The organism is Paraburkholderia ultramafica (assembly GCF_902859915.1).
Classification (GTDB): Bacteria; Pseudomonadota; Gammaproteobacteria; order Burkholderiales; family Burkholderiaceae; genus Paraburkholderia; species Paraburkholderia ultramafica.
Map to the genome: position 1 here is coordinate 147,169 of NZ_CADIKK010000017.1, position 24,148 is coordinate 171,316.

General features: G+C 63.2%; 19 protein-coding genes and 1 other RNA gene. 16 read left to right on the forward strand and 4 right to left on the reverse strand.

Going from position 1 to position 24,148, the window contains the following annotated elements:
* Window positions 1–2: 2 nt before the first annotated feature.
* Together HV744_RS19380 and HV744_RS19385 are read left to right on the forward strand one after the other, a co-directional pair.
* Window positions 3–2,105 (forward strand): peptidase domain-containing ABC transporter, encoded by a 2,103-nt coding sequence (locus HV744_RS19380; RefSeq protein WP_175151072.1) that lies wholly within the window; start codon window positions 3–5, stop codon window positions 2,103–2,105.
* Entirely contained in the window at window positions 2,098–3,657 is a 1,560-nt protein-coding gene (locus tag HV744_RS19385; RefSeq protein ID WP_175151073.1) for a TolC family outer membrane protein, read from the forward strand. Before HV744_RS19380 ends, HV744_RS19385 begins: the two co-directional genes overlap by 8 nt.
* An 86-nt stretch (window positions 3,658–3,743) precedes the next feature.
* Here HV744_RS19385 and ssrA read toward each other — a convergent pair.
* From ssrA to ompA, 4 genes are all read right to left on the reverse strand, one after another.
* Window positions 3,744–4,113: a transfer-messenger RNA gene (ssrA, locus tag HV744_RS19390) on the reverse strand.
* A 124-nt stretch (window positions 4,114–4,237) separates the two neighbouring features.
* Complete coding sequence (gene gph / locus HV744_RS19395; protein ID WP_175151074.1) at window positions 4,238–4,951, reverse strand: phosphoglycolate phosphatase; 714 nt, start codon at window positions 4,949–4,951, stop codon at window positions 4,238–4,240.
* 31 nt (window positions 4,952–4,982) lie between these two features.
* Window positions 4,983–5,681, reverse strand: a complete 699-nt coding sequence (ubiG, locus tag HV744_RS19400) for a bifunctional 2-polyprenyl-6-hydroxyphenol methylase/3-demethylubiquinol 3-O-methyltransferase UbiG (protein ID WP_175151075.1) — start codon at window positions 5,679–5,681, stop codon at window positions 4,983–4,985.
* A gap of 229 nt (window positions 5,682–5,910) precedes the next feature.
* Entirely contained in the window at window positions 5,911–6,558 is a 648-nt protein-coding gene (ompA, locus tag HV744_RS19405; RefSeq protein ID WP_175151076.1) for an outer membrane protein OmpA, read from the reverse strand.
* Between the two features lie 477 nt (window positions 6,559–7,035).
* On the opposite strand from ompA, the gene gyrA reads away from it, so the two are divergent.
* The 14 genes from gyrA to rfaE1 all read left to right on the forward strand — a co-directional run bounded on the left by gyrA (window position 7,036) and on the right by rfaE1 (window position 24,015).
* A complete protein-coding gene (gene gyrA / locus HV744_RS19410; protein ID WP_175151077.1) occupies window positions 7,036–9,672 on the forward strand; it encodes a DNA gyrase subunit A in 2,637 nt (878 codons plus the stop codon).
* A gap of 127 nt (window positions 9,673–9,799) precedes the next feature.
* Entirely contained in the window at window positions 9,800–10,420 is a 621-nt protein-coding gene (locus HV744_RS19415) for a DUF2059 domain-containing protein (protein ID WP_175151105.1), read from the forward strand.
* Window positions 10,421–10,771: 351 nt separating this feature from the next.
* A complete protein-coding gene (gene serC, locus HV744_RS19420; RefSeq protein ID WP_175151078.1) occupies window positions 10,772–11,854 on the forward strand; it encodes a 3-phosphoserine/phosphohydroxythreonine transaminase in 1,083 nt (360 codons plus the stop codon).
* A gap of 64 nt (window positions 11,855–11,918) precedes the next feature.
* Window positions 11,919–13,001, forward strand: a complete 1,083-nt coding sequence (pheA, locus tag HV744_RS19425; protein WP_175151079.1) for a prephenate dehydratase — start codon at window positions 11,919–11,921, stop codon at window positions 12,999–13,001.
* A gap of 95 nt (window positions 13,002–13,096) precedes the next feature.
* Window positions 13,097–14,209 carry a histidinol-phosphate transaminase gene (hisC, locus tag HV744_RS19430; RefSeq protein ID WP_175151080.1) on the forward strand — a complete coding sequence of 371 codons (1,113 nt, stop codon included), beginning with the start codon at window positions 13,097–13,099 and terminating at the stop codon, window positions 14,207–14,209.
* Window positions 14,210–14,274: 65 nt separating this feature from the next.
* Window positions 14,275–15,216 (forward strand): prephenate dehydrogenase, encoded by a 942-nt coding sequence (locus HV744_RS19435; protein WP_175151081.1) that lies wholly within the window; start codon window positions 14,275–14,277, stop codon window positions 15,214–15,216.
* A 19-nt stretch (window positions 15,217–15,235) separates the two neighbouring features.
* Entirely contained in the window at window positions 15,236–16,540 is a 1,305-nt protein-coding gene (gene aroA, locus HV744_RS19440) for a 3-phosphoshikimate 1-carboxyvinyltransferase (RefSeq protein ID WP_175151082.1), read from the forward strand.
* Between the two features lie 35 nt (window positions 16,541–16,575).
* Window positions 16,576–17,262 carry a (d)CMP kinase gene (cmk, locus tag HV744_RS19445; RefSeq protein ID WP_175151083.1) on the forward strand — a complete coding sequence of 229 codons (687 nt, stop codon included), beginning with the start codon at window positions 16,576–16,578 and terminating at the stop codon, window positions 17,260–17,262.
* 165 nt (window positions 17,263–17,427) lie between these two features.
* Window positions 17,428–19,161: a 30S ribosomal protein S1 gene (rpsA, locus tag HV744_RS19450; RefSeq protein ID WP_175151084.1), complete on the forward strand. Its 1,734-nt coding sequence runs from the start codon at window positions 17,428–17,430 to the stop codon at window positions 19,159–19,161.
* A gap of 21 nt (window positions 19,162–19,182) precedes the next feature.
* Window positions 19,183–19,506, forward strand: coding sequence for an integration host factor subunit beta (locus tag HV744_RS19455; protein WP_074765091.1), 324 nt, complete (start codon window positions 19,183–19,185; stop codon window positions 19,504–19,506).
* Window positions 19,507–19,955: 449 nt separating this feature from the next.
* Window positions 19,956–20,249, forward strand: a complete 294-nt coding sequence (locus HV744_RS19460) for a LapA family protein (RefSeq protein ID WP_063496915.1) — start codon at window positions 19,956–19,958, stop codon at window positions 20,247–20,249.
* Between the two features lie 69 nt (window positions 20,250–20,318).
* Entirely contained in the window at window positions 20,319–21,494 is a 1,176-nt protein-coding gene (gene lapB, locus HV744_RS19465) for a lipopolysaccharide assembly protein LapB (protein ID WP_175151085.1), read from the forward strand.
* Between the two features lie 144 nt (window positions 21,495–21,638).
* A complete protein-coding gene (locus tag HV744_RS19470) occupies window positions 21,639–23,042 on the forward strand; it encodes a UDP-glucose dehydrogenase family protein (RefSeq protein ID WP_175151086.1) in 1,404 nt (467 codons plus the stop codon).
* Window positions 23,008–24,015 carry a D-glycero-beta-D-manno-heptose-7-phosphate kinase gene (gene rfaE1, locus HV744_RS19475; protein WP_281363658.1) on the forward strand — a complete coding sequence of 336 codons (1,008 nt, stop codon included), beginning with the start codon at window positions 23,008–23,010 and terminating at the stop codon, window positions 24,013–24,015. The genes HV744_RS19470 and rfaE1 overlap by 35 nt, the downstream gene beginning before the upstream one ends.
* The last annotated feature ends 133 nt before the right edge of the window (window positions 24,016–24,148 follow it).

The window sequence follows — 24,148 nt, forward strand, 5'->3', positions numbered from 1 at the left end:
CGATGCGCGCGATCTATCAGAACGAAGTCGCCGAGTGCGGTTACGCCTGTCTGGCGATGGTGCTGTCGCACTTCGGCCGCGCGACTGAAGTGCGCGAGTTGCAGGCGTTCAGGCCGGTCTCCGCCAACGGTTTGACGTTGATGGACCTGTACGATGTCGCGGTCGAATACGGGCTTGCCGTGCAGGCCTACCGCTTCGGCAGCGGTGATCTGCCGAGCGTGAAGCGCGGTTCGATCATGCACTTCGGCGGCGCCCATTTCGTCGTGTTCGAAAAGTACGGGCGCGGTTACGTGCAGGTGATCGACCCGGCGACCGGCCGGCGCCGCATCTCGATGGACACCTTCGTCGCCAACGTGTCCGGCTACCTGCTCGAATGCGCGCCGACGCCGGCCATGCCGCGCATGCGCAACAAGTCGCGGGTGCCGGCGGCGCTCGCGCGGGTGCGCGCGCTGAATCCGCAGCTCAACGCGCAGATCGTCAAGGTGATGTTCATTGCGCTCGGCAGCCAGTTCGCGATTCTGGCGATGCCGTACCTGGGCAATCTGGTGCTCGACGACGTGGTCGCCGCCGACAATCTGAATCTGCTCAACGTGCTGGTGCTGACGTTCTCCGGCATTTTCATCGTCGGCGCGCTGAGTCAGTACATCGAAACGTACCTCGTCGAACTGTTGCACGGCCTCGTGCAGATGAACATGACCGAGGGCTTGCTGGCGAAGCTGTTGAGCAATCCGATCCCGTACTTCGAGAAGCGCCACGTCGGCGATCTGTTCGCGCGCGTGAAGGCGCAGGACGAGATCAGCGTGTACGCCACACGCACCGCGATTTCGCTCGGGATCGACCTGGTCGTCGGCACGCTCGCGCTCGGGCTGATGCTGGTGCAGAGCCGGCAACTGACACTGATCGCGTTGCTGATCTTCGTGCTGTACGTCGCGGTGTCGTTTGCGCTGTTCACGCGAATGCGCGACACACACGCGCTCGTGCTGGAAGAGTCGGCGCGCTGCGACGACACGCTGATCGAGACGATTCGCGGCGCCTCGTTGATCAAGCTGTCGCAGGGCGAGACGCGGCGCACCGCGATCTTCATGGCGAAGTACCGCGCCTATTTCGCGGCGGTGGTCCATAACAGCCGTCTGGGCAGCGCGCGCGACGCGATCCTGAAGCTCGTCAACTACGCGGACATGATTGCGATCACCTGGTTCGCCGCGCGCCTGATGCTCGGCGGCGCGATCTCGGTCGGCGTGTTCTATTCGTTTCTGATCTACAAATCGTTGCTGTCGGAGCGCTTCGCGCGCTCGATCAACGCGGCGTTCGAGTATTTCATGCTGAGCGTGCCGGTCGCGCGGGTCGGCGATATCGTCGACGGCGAAGCGGAGCGCTATACGCCGCCGAGCGATGCGCATAAGACCGTCGAGGTCCGCAGCTTCGAGCGCATCGACGTGCGCGACGTCACGTTCCGCTACGGCGTGTCGGATCAGCCGGTGCTCAAGCACGCGAACATCGTGATTCGCAAGCGCGACAAGATCGTGATCACCGGCGCGTCGGGCAGCGGCAAGTCCACGCTGTTCAAGCTGCTCGCGGCGGCCGAACCGCTGCAGGAAGGGGAGATCATGCTGAACGGCATCGCGTGGCCGAATCTCACGGTCGACGAAATCCGCCGCCATGCCGTGCATATGCGGCAGGGCGATCTGATCCTGCACGGCTCGATTGCGGATAACGTGTCGCTGTTCGCCGGCAACGCGGACGAAGCGCGGATCCACGCGTTGCTCGACGACGTCGGCCTGCTGCCCGACGTGATGCGCTTGCCGATGCGCACCCGCACGGTGATCAGCGACACGATCGCGAATATTTCCGCCGGTCAGCGGCAGCGTCTGCTGCTCGCGCGTGCGCTGTATCAGCAGCGCGAACTGCTGTTGCTCGACGAACCGACGTCGAATCTCGATCCCGCTTCGGTGCGGCAGATCGTTGCGCTGCTGCAGCGTATCGAACGGACTGTCGTCGTGATTACGCACGACATGTCGCTCGCGGCGGCGTTCGATACACGCTATCGGCTGGTCGACGGTGAGCTGCTGTGCGAGGCGCGCGCGGAGGCGGTCGTCGATGAATAAGCGCACCGTGTCGGGACTGTTGATCGCGCTCGCCTGCGCCGCTCATGCGAGCACCGCGGCGGCCGTCGACCTGCTCACGGTCGCCGAACAGGCTGTCGACCATGACGCCGATCTGGCCGCGTCGCGCGCGGGCTCCAGAGCCGCGCGGCAGGCGGTGCCCAAGGCCCGCGCGGCGTTGTTGCCGCAACTCGCGGGCGGCTGGGGGCGCGCGTACAACCGCACGTCGATGGAAGGCTTTCCGCGCGACAGCTACTGGCAGAACGGATGGACCGTCACGCTGGCGCAGCCGGTCTTCGACTGGAGCCGCTGGACGGCCTACCGACAGGCCGACCTGGTCGGCGCGCGCGGCGCGGTCGACGCGGCGCGCGCGCAGCAATCGGCGATTCTGCAAGCGGTGCGCGCGTACTTCGACGAACTCGCTGCCGAAGACGAACTGGCGCGCGCGAACGACTACACGGCGGCGCTCGAACAGCATAGGGACCAGCTGCATCGCAGGCAGGCGGCGGGCGAGGCGACCGTGATCGACTTGCGGGAAGCCGAGGCGGCGCGCGAGCAGGCCCAGGTGCAGCAGCTGGATGCCCGCAGCGATTTGCAACTGCGGCGGCTGTCGCTGGAGCAGATCACCGGGCAGCCGTTTGTGGGGCTGTCGCGGCTGTCGGATACCGCATTGATGCCGCGCCTGAGTCCCGACAACCGGGACAGCTGGGCCGCGCAGGCCGAAGCTCACGACTACCTGGTGCAGTTGAAGCAGATCGACCGGCGTATTGCGCAATTCGAAGTCGAGAAGGCGCGGGCAAGGAATCTGCCGGTCGTGAATCTGACGGCGAGTCATACGCCGGCAGGCGCGGCTTCCGGCTATTCCCGTCCGACGACGACCACGACGGCGATGCTGTCGGTGACGATTCCGATTTTCGAGGGCGGCGAAACGGACGCGATCATCGACGAAACGCTTGCACTCGAAGACAAGGCGCAGGACGAATTGCTCGGCGCAACCCGGGTGGCGGGCGCGACGGCGCGTGAGAACTGGTCGCGCTTTCATGACGGCGTCACGCGGGTCGAAGCGTTGGTGCGCCTCGCGCAGACTTCGCGCGCCGCGCTGGTCGCGACGCAGGTGGGCTACAAGGCGGGCGGCCGGACGAGCACGGATGTGTTGCGGGCGGCGGATTTGTTTTACGCGAATCGTCGCGATCTGATTCGGGCGCGCTATACGGCGATTGTGGCGCTGCTGCAGCTCAAAGCCGCGACGGCGACGTTGGACCTGGGCGAGGTCGCGCGGGTGAATGGGTTGCTGGCTGGCGCGGAAGAGGGGCGGGGCGTGGTCGGGGATCGGCAGGGCGCGGCGGGAAATGACCCGGTCGTCATGGGGGATGGCCAGGCTGTCGCAGGCAATGGCCAAGGCGTCGTGGCGGATCGGCAGGCCGTTGCAAAAAACGACCAGGCCGCCGCGGGTGCCGGCTTGCAGCAGACACCGGCGAGCGCCGGTCTACCAGTGATGAGCCCAATCGAAGCCTTGCGGCTTGCACAACAGAAAGCGCTTGCGGCGGCTCGCTGAAGAGCGCGGCCGGGCTGGAAATAGAAAACCCCGCGCGCCTGAGGCTAGCGGGGTTTCTTATAAACGACTGTTGCTTACGCGGTGTCTGGTGGAGGCGGCGGGAATCGAACCCGCGTCCAGAAGCACTCTACGACCAGTTCTACATGTTTAGTTCTGTCATTTGATTTAACCCTAGCGACGCGGACGAACACGCTGCACTACGGCGATTCACTAGATTTTCGACCCGGACGTCGTGACGCCGCCAAGGCTTAACTGACGTATATGACCTCTGTCGGTATTGCTACCGGTCTTGCGACACTAGCCCGTCAGTGAACTAGGCAGAGGACGGCGGCCCTTAGGCTGCCAGTGCGAACGTATCGTCGTTTGCAGTTACGTTTTTCCCATTGATTAACGAGGTGACGGGTCCTCGACATGCCCTAGCCGCTTCGCAACCCCTGTCGAAACCAGGTCGCCCCCGCGGTTCGTTGCTCAAGACTTCTGAGCCAGCGTAGATTTTACAGTAGATTGACGGCCGCGTCCCGACTCATTGGCGTGGCGGCCGCGGCGGCACTTCATGCCGGTGTTGCGGGCCAGGTGTGCTTCAGCCGATATCGCGCAGCAGCTTCTGCAGTTCGACCGGCGATTGCACGACATGCTGTGCGTGCCATTGGGTCGGCGGAATATCGTTGCCGCAATAGCCGTACGCAGCCGCGACGGTCTTCATGCCGGCTGCGAAGCCCGCCTGCACGTCGCGCAAATCGTCGCCGACGTAGACGACGTGCTCCGGCACCACGTCCAGCTCGCGCGCCGCGTGCAGCAAAGGCGCCGGGTGCGGCTTCGAATGCGCAGTCGTGTCGCCGCTCACGACGCAGCCCGCGCGTTCCTCGAGCCCCAACAGCGCGACCAGCGGCTCGGTGAGCCGCGCGACCTTGTTCGTGACGATGCCCCAGCGCACGCCACGTGCGTCGAGTTCGTCGAGCAATTCAGGGATGCCGGGAAACAGCGTGGTCTCGATGCACAGGTCCGCTTCGTAATTGGCGAGAAACTCGTCGCGCATCGACGTGAACTCGTGATTGTCCGGGCCGATGCCGAATGCCCCGCCGATCAGCCCGCGCGCGCCTGCGGACGCCAGCGGACGCAGGTCTTCGAGCGGCACCATCTCGAGTCCGCGGTCGTGGCGCATCTTGTTGACGGCGGCCGCGAGATCGGGCGCCGTGTCGGCTAACGTGCCGTCGAGGTCGAAAAGCACGGCCAGGCAAAGACCGAGGGCGTTGTCGTTGTCTTCGCGCTGGGGCAGGGGGGTGGGATCGCTCATTGTTCGATTAGGTCCGGTGGGTCGGGGCAGATCAGGCGTCGCGGCGGCAGGCGAGAATGTAGTTCACGCTCGTGTCGGCGGACAGCGTGAAATGCTTGCTGAGCGGGTTGTAGACGATGCCTTTGATGTCGGCTGTGCGCAGCTCGGCGGCGCGCACGAAGCTCGCCAGTTCCGACGGACGGATGAAACGCGCGTAGTCGTGCGTGCCCTTGGGCAGCATCCGCGCGATGTATTCGGCGCCGATCACCGCGAACAGGTACGACTTCATGTTGCGGTTCAACGTGGAAAAGAACACCCAGCCGCCGGGCTTCACCAGCGTCTTGCACGCCTCGACGATGGCGGCGGGCTGGGGCACGTGTTCCAGCATTTCCATGCAGGTGACCACGTCGTACGTTCCTGGCTCGCGGGCCGCGAGCGCCTCGGCGGCGATTTCTTCGTAACTGACGGTTACACCACTTTCAAGACTGTGAAGATCGGCGACGCCGAGCGCCTGGGTCGACAGGTCGATACCCTTCACATGCGCGCCCAGGCCGGCCATCGATTCGGACAGGATGCCGCCGCCGCAGCCGATATCCAGCACGTTCTTGCCCGCGAGATGCGCGTGGGCGTCGATCCAGCTCAGGCGAATGGGGTTGAGTTCGTGCAGCGGCTTGAATTCGGCATTCGGGTCCCACCACCGATGCGCGAGGTCGCTGAATTTCTGTAGTTCGTGGGGATCGGCGTTGGTCATGGCGGAAGCTGCCTCGATGAGAGCGGTGAGCGGGCGCTCGAGGATAAACCCTGAGTATATAGGTCGAGGGACAGGGCGGCAAAAATGCGGCAGTCGCGCGGCGCCACAGCGGTGCGGGCGTGCTGCGCTAATGCCTGCGGCTGCCGGAGCGCGGGCCGGCGTGCGCCGCGAACCGCCCATAAAAAAAGCCCCGCCGAAGCGGGGCTTTGATACTGCGGTAATGTGTAGCTTACTGCTTCGGCGTACCGACAACTTCGACTTCCACGCGACGATCCGGTGCGAGGCAGGCGATGAGTTGCTTGCGGTTCTTCTGGTTGCAACCGGTCGTGACCGGGTTGCGAGGGCCCTTGCCTTCCGTATAGATACGGTTGGATTCGACGCCCTTGCTGACCAGATATGCCTTCACAGCTTGAGCACGGCGCAGCGACAGACGGTCGTTGTACTTGACCGTACCGATGCGGTCCGTGTGACCCGTTGCGACGACGACTTCGAGGTTGATGCCTTGAATCTTCGATGCCAACTCGTCCAGCTTTTCCTTGCCGGCCGGCTTCAGGATTGCCTTGTCGAAGTCGAACAGCGCGTCAGCTTGATACGTAATCTTTTCGCTAGAGATAGCCGGTGGGGGTGCGACCGGAGCCGGCGGGGTCGGAGCCTGGGCAACCAGGGCGCCATCGCACTTTGCGTTGGCCGTTGCCGGCGTCCAGAATGCGTCGCGCCAGCAAAGCTCGTTCGTGCCGTTCATCCACACGTATTCGCCAGTACCATTCACCCAGTTGTCGTTGGTAGCTTGTCGCGACGCCGGCACCGACTGCGCCATGGCGGATGCAGCCATAACCGCGGTAGCTGCAATGAACGCGAGCTTTGAAAGTTTATTCATATTTCTCCTCTCGAAATTGAGATTACCGCAGGTTTACTGCGAGCCTGTTGACGAAGACAAGTCATACATTGCTCGAAGTATAACATTGGTGCGGAACAAAAAACCTGGTGTGTAGACTTCGAGCAGTGTCTAACTCTTTGTGCGTTGGCATTTTGCCATATCGTTCCCTTCCGACGATAAAAAAATCCGCCCCCGATCAAATCCCCCCTCAATTGTGGTGCATGCGCAACAGAAGTAATCGCCGGAACGCGCCGCCAGTCATGGCTGAGCGGCGGATCGCCCCACGCACGAATCGCGCCTGACCGGCCCAAAAGCGGCGCGTCTACGGACGCTTTTGGGAGCGCCCTCTAATAGGTATACGTACCCTCGGCGGGAGCGGATTCACGGCATGTTAGAATCGCGTGATGCGTTGCGCCTGCAATGCTTACGCGAAGGCGACGGTGTAGCCGTCGCCTTGGCACGTAAAAGATACGGATAATGGATCAATTCGCCAAAGAGACTCTGCCAATCTCCCTAGAGGAGGAAATGCGCCGTTCGTATCTCGATTACGCGATGAGCGTGATCGTAGGGCGTGCGCTTCCCGATGTTCGCGATGGCCTGAAGCCGGTGCACCGGCGCGTGCTGTACGCGATGCACGAACTGAACAACGACTGGAACCGCGCGTACAAGAAGTCGGCGCGTATTGTCGGCGACGTCATCGGTAAATATCACCCGCACGGCGACACGGCTGTTTACGACACCATCGTCCGGATGGCGCAGGACTTCTCGCTGCGCTACATGCTGGTGGACGGCCAGGGCAACTTCGGGTCGGTCGACGGCGACAACGCCGCGGCGATGCGCTACACCGAAATCCGCATGGCGAAGATCGGCCACGAACTGCTGGCCGACATCGACAAGGAAACGGTCGACTTCACGCCGAACTACGACGGCAGCGAAAACGAGCCGGCCATCCTGCCCGCGCGCATTCCCAATCTGCTGATCAATGGCTCGTCCGGCATCGCGGTCGGCATGGCGACCAACATTCCGCCGCACAACCTCAACGAGGTCGTCGACGCCTGCCAGCACCTGCTCAAGAATCCGGAAGCCACGATCGACGAATTGATCGAGATCATTCCGGCGCCTGATTTCCCGACCGCCGGCATCATCTACGGCGTGGCCGGCGTGCGCGACGGCTATCGCACCGGCCGCGGCCGCGTGGTGATGCGCGCGCTCACGCACTTCGAGGAAATCGACCGCGGCCAGCGCATGGCGATCATCGTCGACGAACTGCCGTACCAGGTGAACAAGCGCTCGCTGCTGGAGCGTATCGCCGAGCTGGTCAACGAGAAGAAGCTCGAAGGCATTTCCGACATCCGCGATGAATCCGACAAGAGCGGCATGCGCGTCGTGATCGAGCTGAAGCGCGGCGAAGTGCCGGAAGTCGTTCTCAACAATCTATATAAGGCGACCCAGCTTCAGGACACCTTCGGCATGAACATGGTCGCGCTGGTCGACGGCCAGCCGAAGCTGCTGAACCTGAAGGAAATGCTGTCGTGCTTCCTGTCGCATCGCCGGGAAGTATTGACGCGGCGCACTGTATACGAACTGCGCAAGGCGCGCGAACGCGGTCACGTGCTCGAAGGCCTGGCGGTCGCGCTCGCCAACATCGACGAATTCATCGCGATTATCAAGGCCGCGCCGACCCCGCCGATCGCCAAGCAGGAATTGATGGCGCGTCCGTGGGATTCGTCGCTGGTGCGAGAAATGTTGTCGCGCGCCGAGACCGAAAACGCGTCGGCGGGTGGCCGCGAAGCCTATCGTCCTGACGGCTTGAACCCGTCGTTCGGTATGCAGGCCGACGGCCTTTACCGTCTGTCCGACACCCAGGCTCAGGAAATTCTGCAGATGCGTCTGCAGCGCCTGACCGGCCTGGAGCAGGACAAGATCATCGGCGAGTACCGCGAAGTGATGGCGCAGATCGCCGACCTGCTGGACATTCTGGCTCGCCCGGAACGCATTACGGCGATCATCGTCGACGAACTCACGTCGATCAAGGCCGAATTCGGCGACGCACGCCGCTCGAAGATCGAGCTGAACGCGACCGAACTGAACACCGAAGATCTGATCACGCCGCAGGAGATGGTCGTGACCATGTCGCACGCGGGCTACGTGAAATCGCAGCCGCTGTCCGAATATCGCGCGCAAAAGCGTGGCGGACGCGGCAAGCAGGCGACTTCCATGAAGGAAGACGACTGGATCGATACGCTGTTCATCGCTAACACACACGATCACATTCTGTGCTTCTCGAATCGCGGCCGTGTGTACTGGGTCAAGGTCTATGAAGTTCCGCAAGGTTCGCGGAACTCTCGCGGCCGCCCGATCGTCAATATGTTCCCGTTGCAGGAAGGCGAAAAGATCACGGTCGTGCTGCCGGTGAAGGAATTCTCGGCCGACAAGTTCGTGTTCATGGCCACCGCGTTGGGAACGGTAAAGAAGACGCCGCTGGAAGCCTTCAGCCGCCCGTTGCGCAAGGGTATTATTGCGGTCGGTCTGGATGACGGCGATTACCTGATCGGCGCGGCCATCACGGACGGCGAGCATGACGTGATGTTGTTCTCGGATTCGGGCAAGGCGGTTCGCTTCGACGAGAACGACGTGCGTCCGATGGGCCGCGAGGCCCGCGGTGTACGCGGCATGCAGCTTGAAGACGGACAGAGCGTGATCGCGTTGCTGGTCGCCGGCGACGAGCAGCAGTCGGTGCTCACCGCCACCGAAAACGGCTTCGGCAAGCGCACGCCGATCATCGAGTACACCCGTCACGGGCGCGGCACGAAGGGCATGATCGCGATCCAGACGTCGGAGCGTAACGGCAAGGTCGTCGCAGCGACGCTGGTGGATCAGGAAGCGCAGATCATGCTGATCACCAATACGGGCGTGCTGATTCGTACGCGCGTGTCGGAAATCCGCGAAATGGGACGTGCAACCCAAGGTGTTACACTCATCAGCCTTGACGAAGGGACCAAGCTTTCCGGTCTGCAACAGGTTGCTGAGGCGGAAGCGGAAGGTGATGTGGAAGGCGACGCCGAAGGTCCTGCCGAAGGTGACAACGGCAGTGAAGACGGTGGTGCAGCCTGATCGCGTCGGCAGATTTCAGTCTCAGTTAATGGTTGAAAGCTAAGCTGCGCCGGGATTAATGGCGTGTTGGATCGATACGTATCCCGCGCAGCGCGCAGTCCAAGTTAATTTCTCTCAGGGAGTAATGATGCAAAAACGATTCAAACAGCTGATGTTGCTGGCTGCCCTCGTGCCGACCTTCGCTATGGCTCAAGCACTGCAAAGCTCGGCCCCGGCGGCCCCGGCGGCCCCGGCGGCTCCGGCTGCTGCCGCAGCACCGGTTGACCCGGCCAAGCAGGCTGCGATCAAGGACCTGCTGGACGCAATCGACGCACAGAAGCTGGTCGGCGCGATCGGCAACAGCGCGCAGATGCAGGCCAAGCAACTGGTTCCGGCTATCCTGTCGGACGCGCTGAGCGAAAACAAGACGATGACGGACAAGCAGAAGCAGGCTTCCGTCCCGGCGCTGCAAAAGAATGCAGTGCCGAAGCTGGTAGACGGTGCAGGTCAGGTGTTCGCAACGGACGCTTTCCGTCAGGACGCGATGCAGGCTCAGTACGACGCTTACGCGAAGTACTACAGCACGTCGGAAATCAAGGATCTGACCACGTTCTACAAGAGCCCGACCGGCCGCAAGTTCATCCAGGTGCAAGACCAGGTTGGCCGCGACGTCGTGAACGGTTTGATGCAGAAGTACATGCCGCAATCGATCAAGGCAACGCGTGACCAGGCTGACAAGGAAGTCGCTTCGGTCAAGCCGGCCAAGTAATTCCCGGGTCGAAAGGCTGCGCTGACCTCGCGCGAGCCGCCGCTGGTAGGCGCGCCAGGTAGGCTGTACCGCGTGCCGGGTTTGGCGGGTTGGCGGTGACAATGCGATAATGGCCGTTTGCGCACGCGCGCAGACGGCCATTTTCTTTTTCGGCGCGAAATCCCTGGCAGATTCGCCTGGCAGATTCGCTCGGCGGATTCGTTGTGGTAATTCGCTTTGGCCGGTTCGCGCTAACGAATCCGTGTCGTCGAATTCGCGTGGCCCGTTTCACCGTGGCTGCCTTTGTGGCTGCCACCTTCGCCGTTTTTTGCGCGATCTTTCATTTTTCGCGCCCGCTTCCAGGACTTCACGATGCGCGTCTTTAATTTCTCAGCCGGCCCGGCGGCCATGCCCGAAGAAGTGCTGCGCCAGGCAGCCGACGAGATGCTCGATTGGCAGGGCAGTGGCATGAGCGTGATGGAGATGAGCCATCGCGGCAAGGAATTCACCTCGATCCACGAGGACGCGCTCGTCGATCTGCGCGAGTTGGTCGCGGTGCCGGCAAGCCATCGCATCCTGTTCCTGCAGGGCGGCGGTCTGGGCGAGAACGCAATCGTGCCGATGAACCTGCTCGGCGCGAAGCCGCGTGCGGACTTCGTCGTTACCGGTTCCTGGTCGCAGAAGTCTTTCAAGGAAGCGCAGAAGTACGGCACCGTGCATCTGGCCGCCAGCGGTCAGACGGCGGACGGTTTCACGCGGGCGCCGGCGCGCTCGGAGTGGCAGTTGTCGGACGATCCCGCGTATGTGCATCTGTGCACGAACGAGACCATCCACGGCGTCGAAACGTTCGAGATCCCCGACCTCGGCGATATTCCGCTCGTCGCGGACGTGTCGTCGCACATCCTGTCGCGCCCGATGGACATCGCCAAATACGGCGTGCTGTTTGGCGGCGCGCAGAAGAATATCGGCATGGCCGGCGTGACGGTGGTGATCGTGCGCGAAGACATGCTGGATCGCGCGCAGGCGATCTGCCCGTCGGCGTTCGAATGGAAGATCGTCGCCGAGAACAATTCGATGTACAACACGCCGCCCACCTACGCGATCTACATCGCCGGGCTGGTGTTCAAGTGGTTGAAGAAGCAGGGCGGCCTTGCCGCGATGGAAGCGCGCAATCTCGAGAAGTCGAAGCTGTTGTACGACGCGATCGACGCGAGCGGCTTCTATCTGAACAAGGTCGAGCGGCGCTCGCGCTCGCGGATGAACGTACCGTTCTTTCTCGCCGACGAGTCGCGCAACGAGGATTTCCTGGCCGGCGCGAAAGCGCGGGGAATGGTGCAGCTAAAGGGCCACAAGTCCGTCGGCGGCATGCGGGCGTCGATTTATAACGCCGTCCCGCTCGAAGGCGTCAAAGCGCTTGTCGAATACATGAAGGAATTCGAACAGCGCAATGCCTGAGTCACACTGACTAGCAGGCGTGCGCATCCTTTCCAGCAGTTACCTGGCAGGACCGTTTTCACGCATGGACGACGAACTCAATACCCGACTCAAACCCCTTCGCGAGCGCATCGACGCGCTCGATGCGCAGTTGATCGCACTTCTGAATCAACGCGCCGCGGTGGCGCTCGAAGTGGGCGAGGTCAAGAAGCATTTCAACGCGCCGGTGTTCCGGCCCGAGCGCGAACAGCAGGTGATCGCGCGTTTGCAGGACATGAGCGAAGGGCCGCTCGCGAGCGAGCACATCAGCGCGATCTGGCGGGAGATCATGGCGGCAAGCCGTGCGCTCGAAAAGACCATCAAGGCCGCGTACCTCGGGCCGGTCGGCACCTATAGCGAACAGGCGATGCACGAGTACTTCGGTCAGTCGATCGAAGGCCTGCCGTGCCCGTCGATCGACGAAGTGTTTCGCTCGGTCGAAGCGGGCGCCGCGGAATTCGGCGTCGTGCCGGTCGAGAATTCGACCGAGGGCGCGGTGTCGCGCACGCTCGACCTGCTGCTGCAAACGCAACTGACGATCGGCGGCGAACTGGCCTTGCCGATTCACCACAATCTGTTGACGCTGGACGGCGGTTTGACCGGCGTGAAGCGGGTGTGCGCGCATGCGCAGGCGCTCGCGCAATGCCAGCGCTGGCTGTCGACGAACGCGCCGCATCTGGAGCGTCAGGCGGTGTCGAGCAATGCCGAGGCGGCACGGATGGCGGCGGAAGATCCGACCGTCGCGGCCATCGCCGGCGATCGCGCCGCGACCCATTACGGTTTGCAGGTGGTGAACGCGCTGATCCAGGACGACCCGCACAACCGCACGCGCTTCGTGATGATCGGCAAGCAGCCGGCTGGCCCGAGCGGTTACGACCAGACTTCGCTGATCGTTTCGGTCGTGAACGAACCCGGTGCGATGGTCAAGCTGCTGGAGCCGCTCGCGCGCCATAGCGTGTCGATGACCCGTTTCGAATCGCGTCCGGCGCGCGTCGGCACGTGGGAGTACTACTTCTACATCGACGTCGAAGGCCATCGGGACGATCCGGCGGTTGCCGCCGCGCTCACCGAACTCGGCGAGAAGGCCGCGTTCCTGAAGATACTCGGTTCGTATCCGCGCGCCCGCTAACGGGAAGCCGGCAACTGGATGCAGGTAATGCGACGCGGGCGGCAGTCAGCCGCCCAGCCGCACATTCAACTACTCATAGTCGTTCGGAGATATTCATGACAGTGTCTTTCGGTCCTTCCTACGTGCGCGCGATCGCGCCTTACATCGCCGGCAAGCCGATTTCGGAAGTGGCCCGCGAGTTCGGTCTGGATGAAGCGACCATCGTGAAGCTGGCATCGAACGAGAATCCGCTCGGCATGCCGGAGTCGGCGCAACGCGCGATGGTGCAAGCCGCCAGCGAACTGGGCCGCTATCCGGACGCGAATGGCTTCGAGCTGAAGGCCGCGTTGAGCGAACGCTATGGTGTGCCGGCCGACTGGGTCACGCTCGGCAACGGCAGCAACGACATCCTCGAAATCGCCGCGCATGCGTTCGTGGAAAAGGGGCAGTCGATCGTCTTCGCGCAGTATTCGTTCGCGGTCTACGCGCTGGCCACGCAAGGCGTGGGCGCACGCGCGATCGTCGTGCCGGCCGTCCAATACGGTCATGACCTCGACGCGATGCTCGCCGCGATCACCGACGACACGCGCCTCGTCTTCGTCGCCAACCCGAACAACCCGACCGGCACGTTCATCGAAGGTCCGAAGCTCGAAGCGTTTCTCGACAAGGTGCCGCGCCATGTGGCCGTCGTGCTCGACGAGGCGTACACGGAATACCTGCCGGAAGAAAAGCGCTACGACTCGATCGCATGGGTGCGCCGTTACCCGAATCTGCTGGTGTCGCGCACGTTCTCGAAGGCGTTCGGCCTCGCCGGGCTGCGCGTCGGCTTCGCGATCGCGCAGCCCGAGTTGACCGATCTGCTGAATCGTCTGCGTCAGCCGTTCAACGTGAACACGCTCGCGCAAGCCGCGGCGATCGCCGCGCTGAACGACAAGGCGTTTCTCGAGAAGAGCGCGGCGTTGAATGCGCAAGGCTATAGCCGTTTGACCGACGCGTTCGACAAGCTCGGTCTCGAGTATGTGCCGTCGGACGGCAACTTCGTGCTGGTGCGTGTCGGCGACGACGCAGCGGCCGGCAACCGCGTCAACCTCGAATTGCTGAAGCAGGGCGTGATCGTGCGTCCGGTCGGCAACTACGGTTTGCCGCAATGGCTGCGTATTACGATCGGCCTGCCGGAAGAAAACGAAGCGTTCCTCGCGGCGCTCGAAAAGACGCTCGCCACCGCGTAAGCGGTAATCCTTGACCCGCGCGCCTGATCGGCAAACCTCATCGGCATGAGTGGCGCGCTTTTTCTGTGACCGACGTGGCCGCGTTTTCTTTTAACAAGCTGGTGATTTTTGGTGTCGGCCTGATCGGCGGATCGCTCGCGCGCGCGCTGCGCGAACGCGGCGAGGCCGACGGGGCACGCACGGTGATCGGCGTCGGACGCTCGTCCGCGTCGAGCGAGCGCGCTTTGGCCTTGGGTGTGATCGACGGCGCCGCGGCGCTGAACGACGACGCCGCGCTGCGTGAAGCGCTGTCCGGCGCGGACCTCGTGCTGCTGGCGGCGCCCGTCGCGCAGACGCAGCCGCTGCTCGCGCGCATCGCGCCGTATCTCGACGCGGACACGATCGTCACCGATGCCGGCAGCACCAAATCGGACGTGGTCGGCGCGGCCCGCGCAGCGCTCGGCGCGCGGATCGGCCAATTCGTGCCGGGACATCCGATTGCCGGCCGTGAGTCGAGCGGCGTGGACGCCGCGTTGCCCGATCTGTATGTGAACCGCAACGTCGTGCTGTGCCCGCTGCCGGAGAATGCGCCGCAAGCGGTCGAGCGGGTCGCGGGGATGTGGCGCGCCACCGGCGCCCTCGTGCGCGAAATGACGCCCGAGCAGCACGACCGCGTGTTCGCATCGGTCAGTCATTTGCCGCATGTGCTGTCGTTCGCGCTGGTCGAGCAGATTCTCAATTCGCCCGACGCCGCGTTGAAATTCTCATTCGCGGCGGGCGGCTTCCGCGACTTCACGCGCATCGCCGCGTCGAGCCCGGAAATGTGGCGCGACGTGTGCGTCGCCAATCGCATCGCGCTGCTCGATGAGCTCGACGCCTATACGGCAGTGCTCGCGCGCCTGCGCACGGCGATCGAAGCCGCCGACGGCGCCGCGCTCGAAGCCATCTTCGCGCGTTCGCGAGTGGCGCGCACCGAGTGGCAGGAACAGCGCGCGACGGGCATGGCCCAGAGCGACGCGTCGAAATAACCGGAAACTGGACTCAATCATGGAATTCCTCGATCTCGGACCATTTTCTCGTGCGTCCGGCACGGTTCGTCTGCGAGGCTCGAAGAGCATTTCGAACCGGGTGTTGCTGCTCGCGGCGCTCGCCGAAGGCGAAACGACGATCACGAACCTGCTCGACTCCGACGACACCCGCGTGATGCTCGACGCGCTCGAAAAGCTCGGCGTGCGTCTGAAGCGCGACGGCGACACCTGCGTCGTGACCGGCACGCGCGGTGCGTTCACCGCGCGCCAGGCCGATCTGTTCCTTGGCAATGCGGGCACGGCGGTGCGTCCGCTGACCGCGGCGTTAGCCGTGAACGGCGGCGACTATCGGATCCACGGCGTGCCGCGCATGCACGAGCGGCCGATCGGCGATCTGGTCGACGGCTTGCGCCAGATCGGCGCGAAGATCGACTACGAAGAGAGCGAAGGCTATCCGCCGCTGCGGATTCGCCCGGCGCAGATTGCCGCCGACGCGCCGATCCGCGTGCGCGGCGACGTGTCGAGCCAGTTCCTGACGTCGCTGCTGATGACGCTGCCGCTGCTGCGCACCCAAAGCGGCGTGAGCACCGTGCAGGTGGACGGCGAACTGATCTCGAAGCCGTACATCGAGATCACTATCAAGCTGATGGCGCGCTTCGGCATCAAGGTCGAGCGTCATGGCTGGCACCAGTTCGTCGTGCCGGCGGGGCAGCGCTATCGGTCGCCGGGCACGATCATGGTGGAGGGCGATGCGTCGTCCGCATCGTATTTTCTCGCGGCCGGCGCGCTCGGCGGCGGCCCGCTGAGAGTGGAAGGCGTGGGCCGCGCGAGCATCCAGGGCGACGTCGGTTTTGCCGATGCGCTCATCAAGATGGGCGCGAACTTGCAGATGGGCGACGACTGGATCGAAGTGCGCGGCGTCGGCAACGACCACGGCAAGCTCGATCCGATCGACATGGACTTCAACCTGATCCCCGACGCCGCGATGACGATCGCCGTCGCCGCGCTGTTCGCGGACGGCACGACCACGCTGCGCAACATCGCGAGCTGGCGCGTGAAGGAAACCGACCGGATCGCCGCGATGGCGACGGAGCTGCGCAAGGTCGGCGCCAAGGTGCGGGAGGGCGAGGATTTCCTCGTCGTCACGCCGCCCGAAAAGCTGATTCCGAACGCTTCGATCGACACCTACGACGACCACCGGATGGCCATGTGCTTCTCGCTCGTGAGCTTGGGCGGCGTGCCGGTCCGGATCAACGACCCGAAGTGCGTCGGCAAGACTTTCCCCGATTATTTCGAGCGCTTCACCGCGCTTGCCCAACCATGATTCGACCCACAATCGACTGACGTGCGACTTTTTCGATGAAACCGACCCGTCCTTTTCACCAGACGCCCGTCATTACGATCGACGGCCCGAGTGCCTCCGGCAAAGGCACCGTGGCCGCGCTGGTTGCCGCGAGCCTCGGTTTTCACCTGCTGGATAGCGGCGCGCTGTACCGGCTTGCCGCGCTGGCCAGCCTGCGCTACGGCGTCGCGGCAGACGACGCCGACGCCCTTGTCCAATTGATCGACGACCTGCATATCACGTTTCGCGAGGGGCTCGCGCAGCTCGACGGCGCCGACGTGTCGGCCGAAATTCGCGCCGAGGAAGTCGGCAGCCGCGCGTCGGCGATCGCCGTGCACGCCCCCGTGCGAGCCGCGCTGGTGGCGCGTCAGCGGGCTTTCCGCAAGGAGCCGGGATTGGTTGCCGATGGCCGCGACATGGGCACGGTAATCTTCCAGGACGCCGTGCTGAAGGTGTTCATGACCGCCAGCGTCGAGGCCCGCGCGGCGCGCCGGCATAAGCAATTGATCCAAAAAGGATTTTCTGCTAATATAGATGACTTGCTCCGGGATTTGCGTGAGCGCGACGAGCGCGACAGTCAGCGCGCAGCCGCGCCGCTCAAGGCCGCAGCGGATGCAAAGCTGCTTGATACCTCCGCATTGTCGGTCGACCAGGCGGTCGAGCAGGTGGTGCAATGGTATGAAGCTTTAGTCCCGCAAGCCTGATGGAAGTACGAGTTGTACATCAGCGGCTGGTGCAGTAAAAATCTCGTTGTCGGTAGGTGCTTCACCGTTGTCGTGAAGCGTTGTATTAACCCTTTAACCCCGCGTGGCATTCGCATTCCTGGCCGTTGTGGCTGACCGTCCGGCCAGCCGGGCACCGCGCGAACCATGCAAATTTTGATTTTTATGTCCGACCTGCAAACCTCTACCCCGAATACCGAATCTTTTGCGGCTCTGTTCGAAGAGTCGCTGACCAAGCAAGACATGCGCGCCGGCGAAGTGATCTCCGCCGAAGTCGTGCGCGTTGACCACAACTTCGTGGTCGTCAACGCTGGTCTCAAGTCCGAAGCCTACATCCCGCTCGAAGAGTTCCTCAACGATGCGGGCGAGGTAGAAGTGCAGGCGGGCGACTTCGTTTCCGTCGCGATCGACGCGCTGGAAAACGGCTACGGCGACACGATCCTGTCGCGCGACAAGGCGAAGCGCCTCGCTTCGTGGCTGTCGCTGGAAAAGGCTCTCGACAACAACGAACTCGTGACCGGCACGATCACGGGCAAGGTCAAGGGCGGCATGACCGTGATGGTCAACGGCATCCGCGCGTTCCTGCCGGGTTCGCTGGTCGACACGCGTCCGGTCAAGGACACGACCCCGTACGAAGGCAAGACGCTGGAATTCCGCGTCATCAAGCTCGACCGCAAGCGTAACAACGTCGTGCTGTCGCGCCGTGCCGTGATCGAAGCGACCCAGGGCGAAGAGCGCGCAAAGCTGCTCGAAACGCTGAAGGAAGGCGCGATCGTCGAAGGCGTGGTGAAGAACATCACCGACTACGGCGCGTTCGTGGACCTCGGCGGTATCGACGGCCTGCTGCACATCACCGACATCGCATGGCGTCGTGTGCGTCACCCGAGCGAAGTGCTGTCGGTTGGCCAGGAAGTCACCGCGAAGATCCTCAAGTTCGATCAAGAGAAGAACCGCGTTTCGCTGGGCATCAAGCAACTGGGCGACGATCCGTGGGAAGGCATCTCGCGCCGTTACCCGTCGGGCACGCGCCTGTTCGGTAAGGTCACCAACATCACCGACTACGGCGCATTCGTCGAAGTGGAATCGGGCATCGAAGGCCTCGTCCACGTGTCGGAAATGGACTGGACGAACAAGAACGTTGCACCGTCGAAGGTCGTGCAACTGGGCGACGAAGTCGAAGTCATGGTTCTCGAAATCGACGAAGACCGCCGCCGTATCAGCCTCGGCATGAAGCAGTGCAAGCCGAACCCGTGGGACGATTTCAGCCGCAACTTCAAGAAGGGCGACAAGCTGCAAGGCGCAATCAAGTCGATCACCGACTTCGGCGTCTTCATCGGTCTGCCGGGCGGCATCGACGGTCTGGTTCACCTGTCGGACCTGTCGTGGAGCGAAACGGGCGAAGAAGCAGTTCGCAAGTACAAGAAGGGCGACGAAGTGGAAGCGATCGTTCTCGGCATCGACGTCGAGAAGGAACGTATTTCGCTGGGCATCAAGCAGCTCGAAGGCGACCCGTTCAGCAACTTCGTTGCCATGAACGACAAGGGTTCGATCGTCGACGGCGTGGTCAAGACGGTGGACGCGAAGGGTGCGGTGGTTCAGCTGTCGGCGGAAGTCGAAGGTTATCTGCGCGCTTCGGAGATCGCCCAAGACCGCGTGGAAGATGCTCGCAACGTGCTGAAGGAAGGCGACAAGGTCAACGCGATGATCATCAACATCGATCGCAAGTCGCGTGGCATCAACCTGTCGATCAAGGCCAAGGATTCGGCTGAGCAACAGGAAGCCATCCGTGGCTTGGCTTCGTCGGATTCGAGCACGGCTGCCACCGGCACGACGAACCTCGGCGCGCTGCTGAAGGCCAAGCTCGACGGCCAGAACCAGTAAGCCTGAGAGGTCTGCTGCAGTATGACCAAATCGGAACTGGTCGCCCAGCTGGCTACGCGATTTCCGCAGCTTGTACTCAAAGATGCGGATTTCGCGGTGAAGACGATGCTTGATGCGATGTCGGAGGCGCTTGCCAACGGTCATCGCATCGAAATTCGCGGCTTCGGCAGCTTCGGCCTCAACCGCCGTCCCTCCCGCGTCGGACGTAATCCGAAGTCGGGCGAGAAGGTGTTGGTACCTGAGAAGTACGTACCGCACTTCAAGCCGGGCAAGGAATTGCGTGAGCGGGTGGATCGTCGCGCGGGCGAGCCGTTGAAGGTCGAAGAGCCGGATGACGACCTGTAAATGCTCCGTTGTGCGTTTTGCAGCGTGGCATTGGTAGCGTCAGCGGCCAAAGCCAGTCGGCAAAAGACCAGAAAAAGCGCCTTCGGGCGCTTTTTTTTTCGTCCGTACTTTTCGAGCGGCGTTTTCGCGGCTGGTTTGGGTTCTGGTTCGCATGCGTGCAGGCCTGCGTTGCAGCCCACGCAATCCGGCAATCAGCTACGCGTGTCCACACATTCGCTCCTGCGATCAGCTACGCATGCCCACGCACCTGTTAGTCACGCAAATCAGACGCACGCACCCACGCATCCGTTTGCGGCAAGATAAACCTCGCGTAAGTCCACAATCCGCCACTTCCTGCCCAGCCGCGAGGGCTTCAATTACAATACGGGTCACTTCGGCGCGGGCGACACCGTGGCGCGACGCGTCATCAAGCCGGCGTCACCCCGCAACTGCCGTCAAGAGACCTATTCATGAAATTTATCGTCTGGTTGATCCGTGTGCTGGTGTTCGTGCTGCTGCTGGTGCTGGCGCTCTCCAACACACAACCTGCTACGCTGAATTTCCTCGCTGGCTACGCGTGGCCGGCGCCTTTGATCCTGATCGGCCTCGCGTTCTTCGTGGTGGGGCTGCTGGCCGGCCTGGTGTCGTCGATGCCGGCGATGGTGCGCTTGCGCATGGAAAATGGCCGGCTCAAGCGCGAGTTGCGCGTGGCGCGCGAAACCCCGGTGGTGGTCGAGCAGCCGCCCATGCCGCCGCTGATCTGAAATTCCTTCTGCCGCGCGGTTTGAGCGCGGCTTTCCGTTCCCGCTTTCCCGCACATTTGCATTAATCGCATGGATCTAGACTTCTGGTGGCTGCTTGTCATACCCGTCGCTTTCGCGTTCGGCTGGATGGCTGCGCGCTACGACCTCAAGACGCTGCTGTCCGAAAGCGCCAACCTGCCGCGCTCGTATTTCCGCGGCCTGAACTTCCTGCTCAACGAGCAGCCGGACAAGGCGATCGATGCGTTCATCGAAGTGGTCAAGCTCGACCCTGAAACGGTCGAGCTGCATTTCGCGCTGGGCAACCTGTTCCGGCGCCGCGGCGAAACGGACCGCGCGATTCGCGTGCATCAGAATCTGTTGAGCCGCGCCGATCTGCCGGTCAGCGAGCGCGATCACGCGCTCTACGAACTGGGGCAAGACTTCCTGAAAGCGGGCTTGCTCGATCGTGCGGAGGAAACCTTCCGCTCGCTCGAAACCGGCGACTACGCGCTGGGCGCGCAACGCGCGCTCCTCACCATATACGAAATCGAGAAAGACTGGGTCAAGTCGATCGATACCGCGCGCCATCTGGAAACGATGGGCGCCGAATCGCTCGACAAGGAAATCGCGCAGTTCCATTGCGAACTCGCGCAGGAAGCGCTGCAGCTGAAAAGCCCGGACGAAGCCCGCCGTCAACTCGGCTTCGCGCTGAAGGCGAACCCGACCAACGTGCGCGCGACGATCCTGTTCGGTGACGTCGACGCCGCCGGCGGTGCGCAGGAAGCGGCCATTGCGCAGTGGCGGCGCGTCGAGGAACAGAATCCGGCCTATCTGCCGCTGGTCGCGGAAAAAATCATGAAGGCCTACGAGGCGCTCGGCCGTCCGCAGGATGGCGCCGACCTGCTCACCACGTGGGTCGATCGCCATCCGAGCAACGATTTGCTCGATGTGGCTTATCAGCACGTCGCGTCGTTGCGCGGGCCCGATGCGGCGCACGCGCTGGCGCGCTCGCAGATGCAGAAGTCGCCGAATCTGGCCGGCATGACGCGCCTGCTCGAGGCGCAGCAAGCCGTCGCGGAAGAGCCGCGGCGCAGCGAGCTCGAACTGATGCGTACGCTGATCCGTCAGCGCACCAAAAATCTGCCGCGCTATACGTGCCAGAATTGCGGTTTCAGGGCGCGGCTTTTCTATTGGCAGTGCCCAGGTTGCAGCGGGTGGGAAACCTATGCACCGCGTCGCGTCGAACCAATTACCGCGTCGAGCTGACGCTACGGCGGCGGTGGCGGCTTCGGCCGCGCGGCCGCCGCGCCGCGCCTATGGCGGCAGCGTCTGCGCGGGCGGAGTTCGCAACGAGATCATCACCGGCATCATGACCGGCAATCATCACCGGAACCCTCTACCAGAAAGCGTATGAAAATCACCATTATTGGCACGGGCTATGTCGGCCTCGTCACTGGCGCGTGTCTCGCCGAGATCGGTCACGACGTATTCTGTCTCGACGTCGATCCGCGCAAGATCGAAATCCTCAACAACGGCGGCGTGCCCATTCACGAGCCCGGTTTGCAGGAGATGATCGCCCGCACACGCGCGGCTCGCCGCATCACGTTTTCGACGGATGTCGAAGCGAGCGTCGCGCATGGCGACGTGCAGTTCATCGCCGTCGGCACGCCGCCGGACGAAGACGGCTCGGCCGATCTGCAATACGTGCTCGAGGCGGCCCGCAACATCGGCCGCACGATGAACGGCTTCAAGGTGATCGTCGACAAATCGACGGTGCCGGTCGGCACCGCGCAGCGAGTGCGCGCGGTGATCGACGAGGAACTGGCCAAACGCGGGCTTGGCAACAGCGCACAGCATCGCTTTTCGGTGGTGTCCAACCCCGAGTTTCTGAAGGAAGGCGCGGCCGTCGACGACTTCATGCGCCCCGATCGCATCGTGATCGGCAGCGACGAAGATGAAGCCGGCCTGCGTGCGCGCGAACTGATGAAGCGTCTGTACGCACCGTTCAACCGCAATCACGAACGCACGCTGTACATGGACGTGCGCTCGGCCGAATTCACCAAATACGCGGCCAATGCGATGCTCGCCACGCGCATCTCGTTCATGAACGAGATGTCGAATCTGGCGGACCGGGTCGGCGCGGATATCGAAGCGGTGCGTCGCGGCATCGGCTCGGACCCGCGGATCGGCTATCACTTCCTGTATGCCGGTTGCGGCTACGGCGGCTCGTGCTTCCCGAAGGATGTGCAGGCGCTGATTCGCACCGCCAGCGAGAGCGGCCACAATCTGCGCATTCTCGAAGCGGTCGAGGACGTGAATGACAGGCAGAAGGACGTGCTGATTCACAAGATCACGGCGAGGCTCGGTGAAGATCTGAGCGGCCGCACGTTCGCGGTGTGGGGCCTCGCGTTCAAGCCGAATACCGACGACATGCGCGAAGCGCCGAGCCGTCGTGTGATCGCCGAACTGCTGGCGTGCGGCGCCCAGGTGCGCGCGTACGATCCGGTCGCCGTGACTGAAGCGCGTCGCGTGTTCGCGATCGATCTGCACGATGCGCCTGAGCAACTCGCGCGTCTGACCTTCACGAGCATGCAGGACGAAACGCTGACCGGCGCCGATGCCCTCGTGATCGTGACCGAATGGAAGGAATTCAAGAGTCCGGATTTCGTGCACCTGAAATCGGTGCTGAAGTCACCGCTGATTTTCGACGGCCGCAACCTGTACGAACCGGACGCGATGACCGAACTCGGCATCGACTATCACTCGATTGGACGCCCATATGCCCAACCCTCTGAACTTCCGGCCGATGCCTGAGGCCATGCCGGGGGCTCCCGCGTCCACACCGGCGCCGCAGTTGCCGGTCGTGCCGCGCGCGCAGCTCAGCGCGGCGCGCGTGCTGGTGGTCGGCGACGTGATGCTCGACCGTTACTGGTTCGGCGACGTGAACCGTATTTCGCCGGAAGCGCCGGTGCCGGTGGTGCATGTGCAGCGCCAGGAAGACCGCCTCGGCGGCGCGGCGAACGTCGCGCGCAACGCGGTCGCGCTCGGCGCGCAAGCCGGTCTGCTGTGCGTGGTCGGCCATGACGAACCCGGCGAGCGCATCGTCAATTTGCTCAGCGAAAGCGGGGTGACGCCGCATCTCGAACGCGACCCGGCGCTCCTCACCACGATCAAGCTGCGCGTGCTGTCGCGTCAGCAGCAGTTGCTGCGGGTCGACTTCGAAAACTCGCCGGCGCACGAAGTGCTGCTCGCGGGTCTCGCGCGTTTCGACGAGTTGCTGCCGTTGCACGACGTGATCCTGATGTCCGACTACGCGAAGGGCGGCCTGACCCACGTCACGCAGATGATCGCGAAGGCGAATGCAGCGGGCAAGCCGGTGCTGGTCGATCCGAAGGGCGATGACTGGGAGCGCTATCGCGGCGCGACGCTGATCACACCAAATCGCGCCGAGTTGCGCGAGGTCGTCGGTCAATGGAAATCCGAAGAGGATCTGCTTGCGCGCGTGACGAAGCTGCGCGCCGAGCTGGCGTTCAAGGCGTTGCTGTTGACGCGCTCGGAAGAGGGCATGACGCTCTTCTCCGACGACGGCGTCCTGCACGCTTCGGCCGTCGCCCGCGAAGTGTATGATGTTTCGGGTGCGGGCGACACCGTGATCGCCACGCTCGCCGCCATGCTGGGCGCGGGTCTCACGCTGGTCGAAGCGGTTGGCCTCGCGAATCGCGCGGCCGGCATCGTGGTCGGCAAACTCGGCACCGCCACCGTCGACTACGACGAACTCTTTCATTGATGCGGCCGGCCGGATCCCTGGCCATGCGCCTGCCGGCGACGTGCAACAGGGATTCGCGGGCGTCAACTGGATGTGTCGATCGGAGTTAGCGCTTTAGCGCTTACTCCGATCCCATGCAAGGCTGTCGATCGGA

Bases quoted from the DNA above. Each gene is read 5' to 3' on its own strand.
- HV744_RS19380 (WP_175151072.1), top strand. From the start codon at position 3: ATGCGCGCGATCTATCAGAACGAAGTCGCCGAGTGCGGTTACGCCTGT.
- HV744_RS19385 (WP_175151073.1), top strand. From the start codon at position 2,098: ATGAATAAGCGCACCGTGTCGGGACTGTTGATCGCGCTCGCCTGCGCC.
- gph (WP_175151074.1), bottom strand. From the start codon at position 4,951: ATGAGCGATCCCACCCCCCTGCCCCAGCGCGAAGACAACGACAACGCC.
- ubiG (WP_175151075.1), bottom strand. From the start codon at position 5,681: ATGACCAACGCCGATCCCCACGAACTACAGAAATTCAGCGACCTCGCG.
- ompA (WP_175151076.1), bottom strand. From the start codon at position 6,558: ATGAATAAACTTTCAAAGCTCGCGTTCATTGCAGCTACCGCGGTTATG.
- gyrA (WP_175151077.1), top strand. From the start codon at position 7,036: ATGGATCAATTCGCCAAAGAGACTCTGCCAATCTCCCTAGAGGAGGAA.
- HV744_RS19415 (WP_175151105.1), top strand. From the start codon at position 9,800: ATGCAAAAACGATTCAAACAGCTGATGTTGCTGGCTGCCCTCGTGCCG.
- serC (WP_175151078.1), top strand. From the start codon at position 10,772: ATGCGCGTCTTTAATTTCTCAGCCGGCCCGGCGGCCATGCCCGAAGAA.
- pheA (WP_175151079.1), top strand. From the start codon at position 11,919: ATGGACGACGAACTCAATACCCGACTCAAACCCCTTCGCGAGCGCATC.
- hisC (WP_175151080.1), top strand. From the start codon at position 13,097: ATGACAGTGTCTTTCGGTCCTTCCTACGTGCGCGCGATCGCGCCTTAC.
- aroA (WP_175151082.1), top strand. From the start codon at position 15,236: ATGGAATTCCTCGATCTCGGACCATTTTCTCGTGCGTCCGGCACGGTT.
- cmk (WP_175151083.1), top strand. From the start codon at position 16,576: ATGAAACCGACCCGTCCTTTTCACCAGACGCCCGTCATTACGATCGAC.
- rpsA (WP_175151084.1), top strand. From the start codon at position 17,428: ATGCAAATTTTGATTTTTATGTCCGACCTGCAAACCTCTACCCCGAAT.
- HV744_RS19455 (WP_074765091.1), top strand. From the start codon at position 19,183: ATGACCAAATCGGAACTGGTCGCCCAGCTGGCTACGCGATTTCCGCAG.
- HV744_RS19460 (WP_063496915.1), top strand. From the start codon at position 19,956: ATGAAATTTATCGTCTGGTTGATCCGTGTGCTGGTGTTCGTGCTGCTG.
- lapB (WP_175151085.1), top strand. From the start codon at position 20,319: ATGGATCTAGACTTCTGGTGGCTGCTTGTCATACCCGTCGCTTTCGCG.
- HV744_RS19470 (WP_175151086.1), top strand. From the start codon at position 21,639: ATGAAAATCACCATTATTGGCACGGGCTATGTCGGCCTCGTCACTGGC.
- rfaE1 (WP_281363658.1), top strand. From the start codon at position 23,008: ATGCCCAACCCTCTGAACTTCCGGCCGATGCCTGAGGCCATGCCGGGG.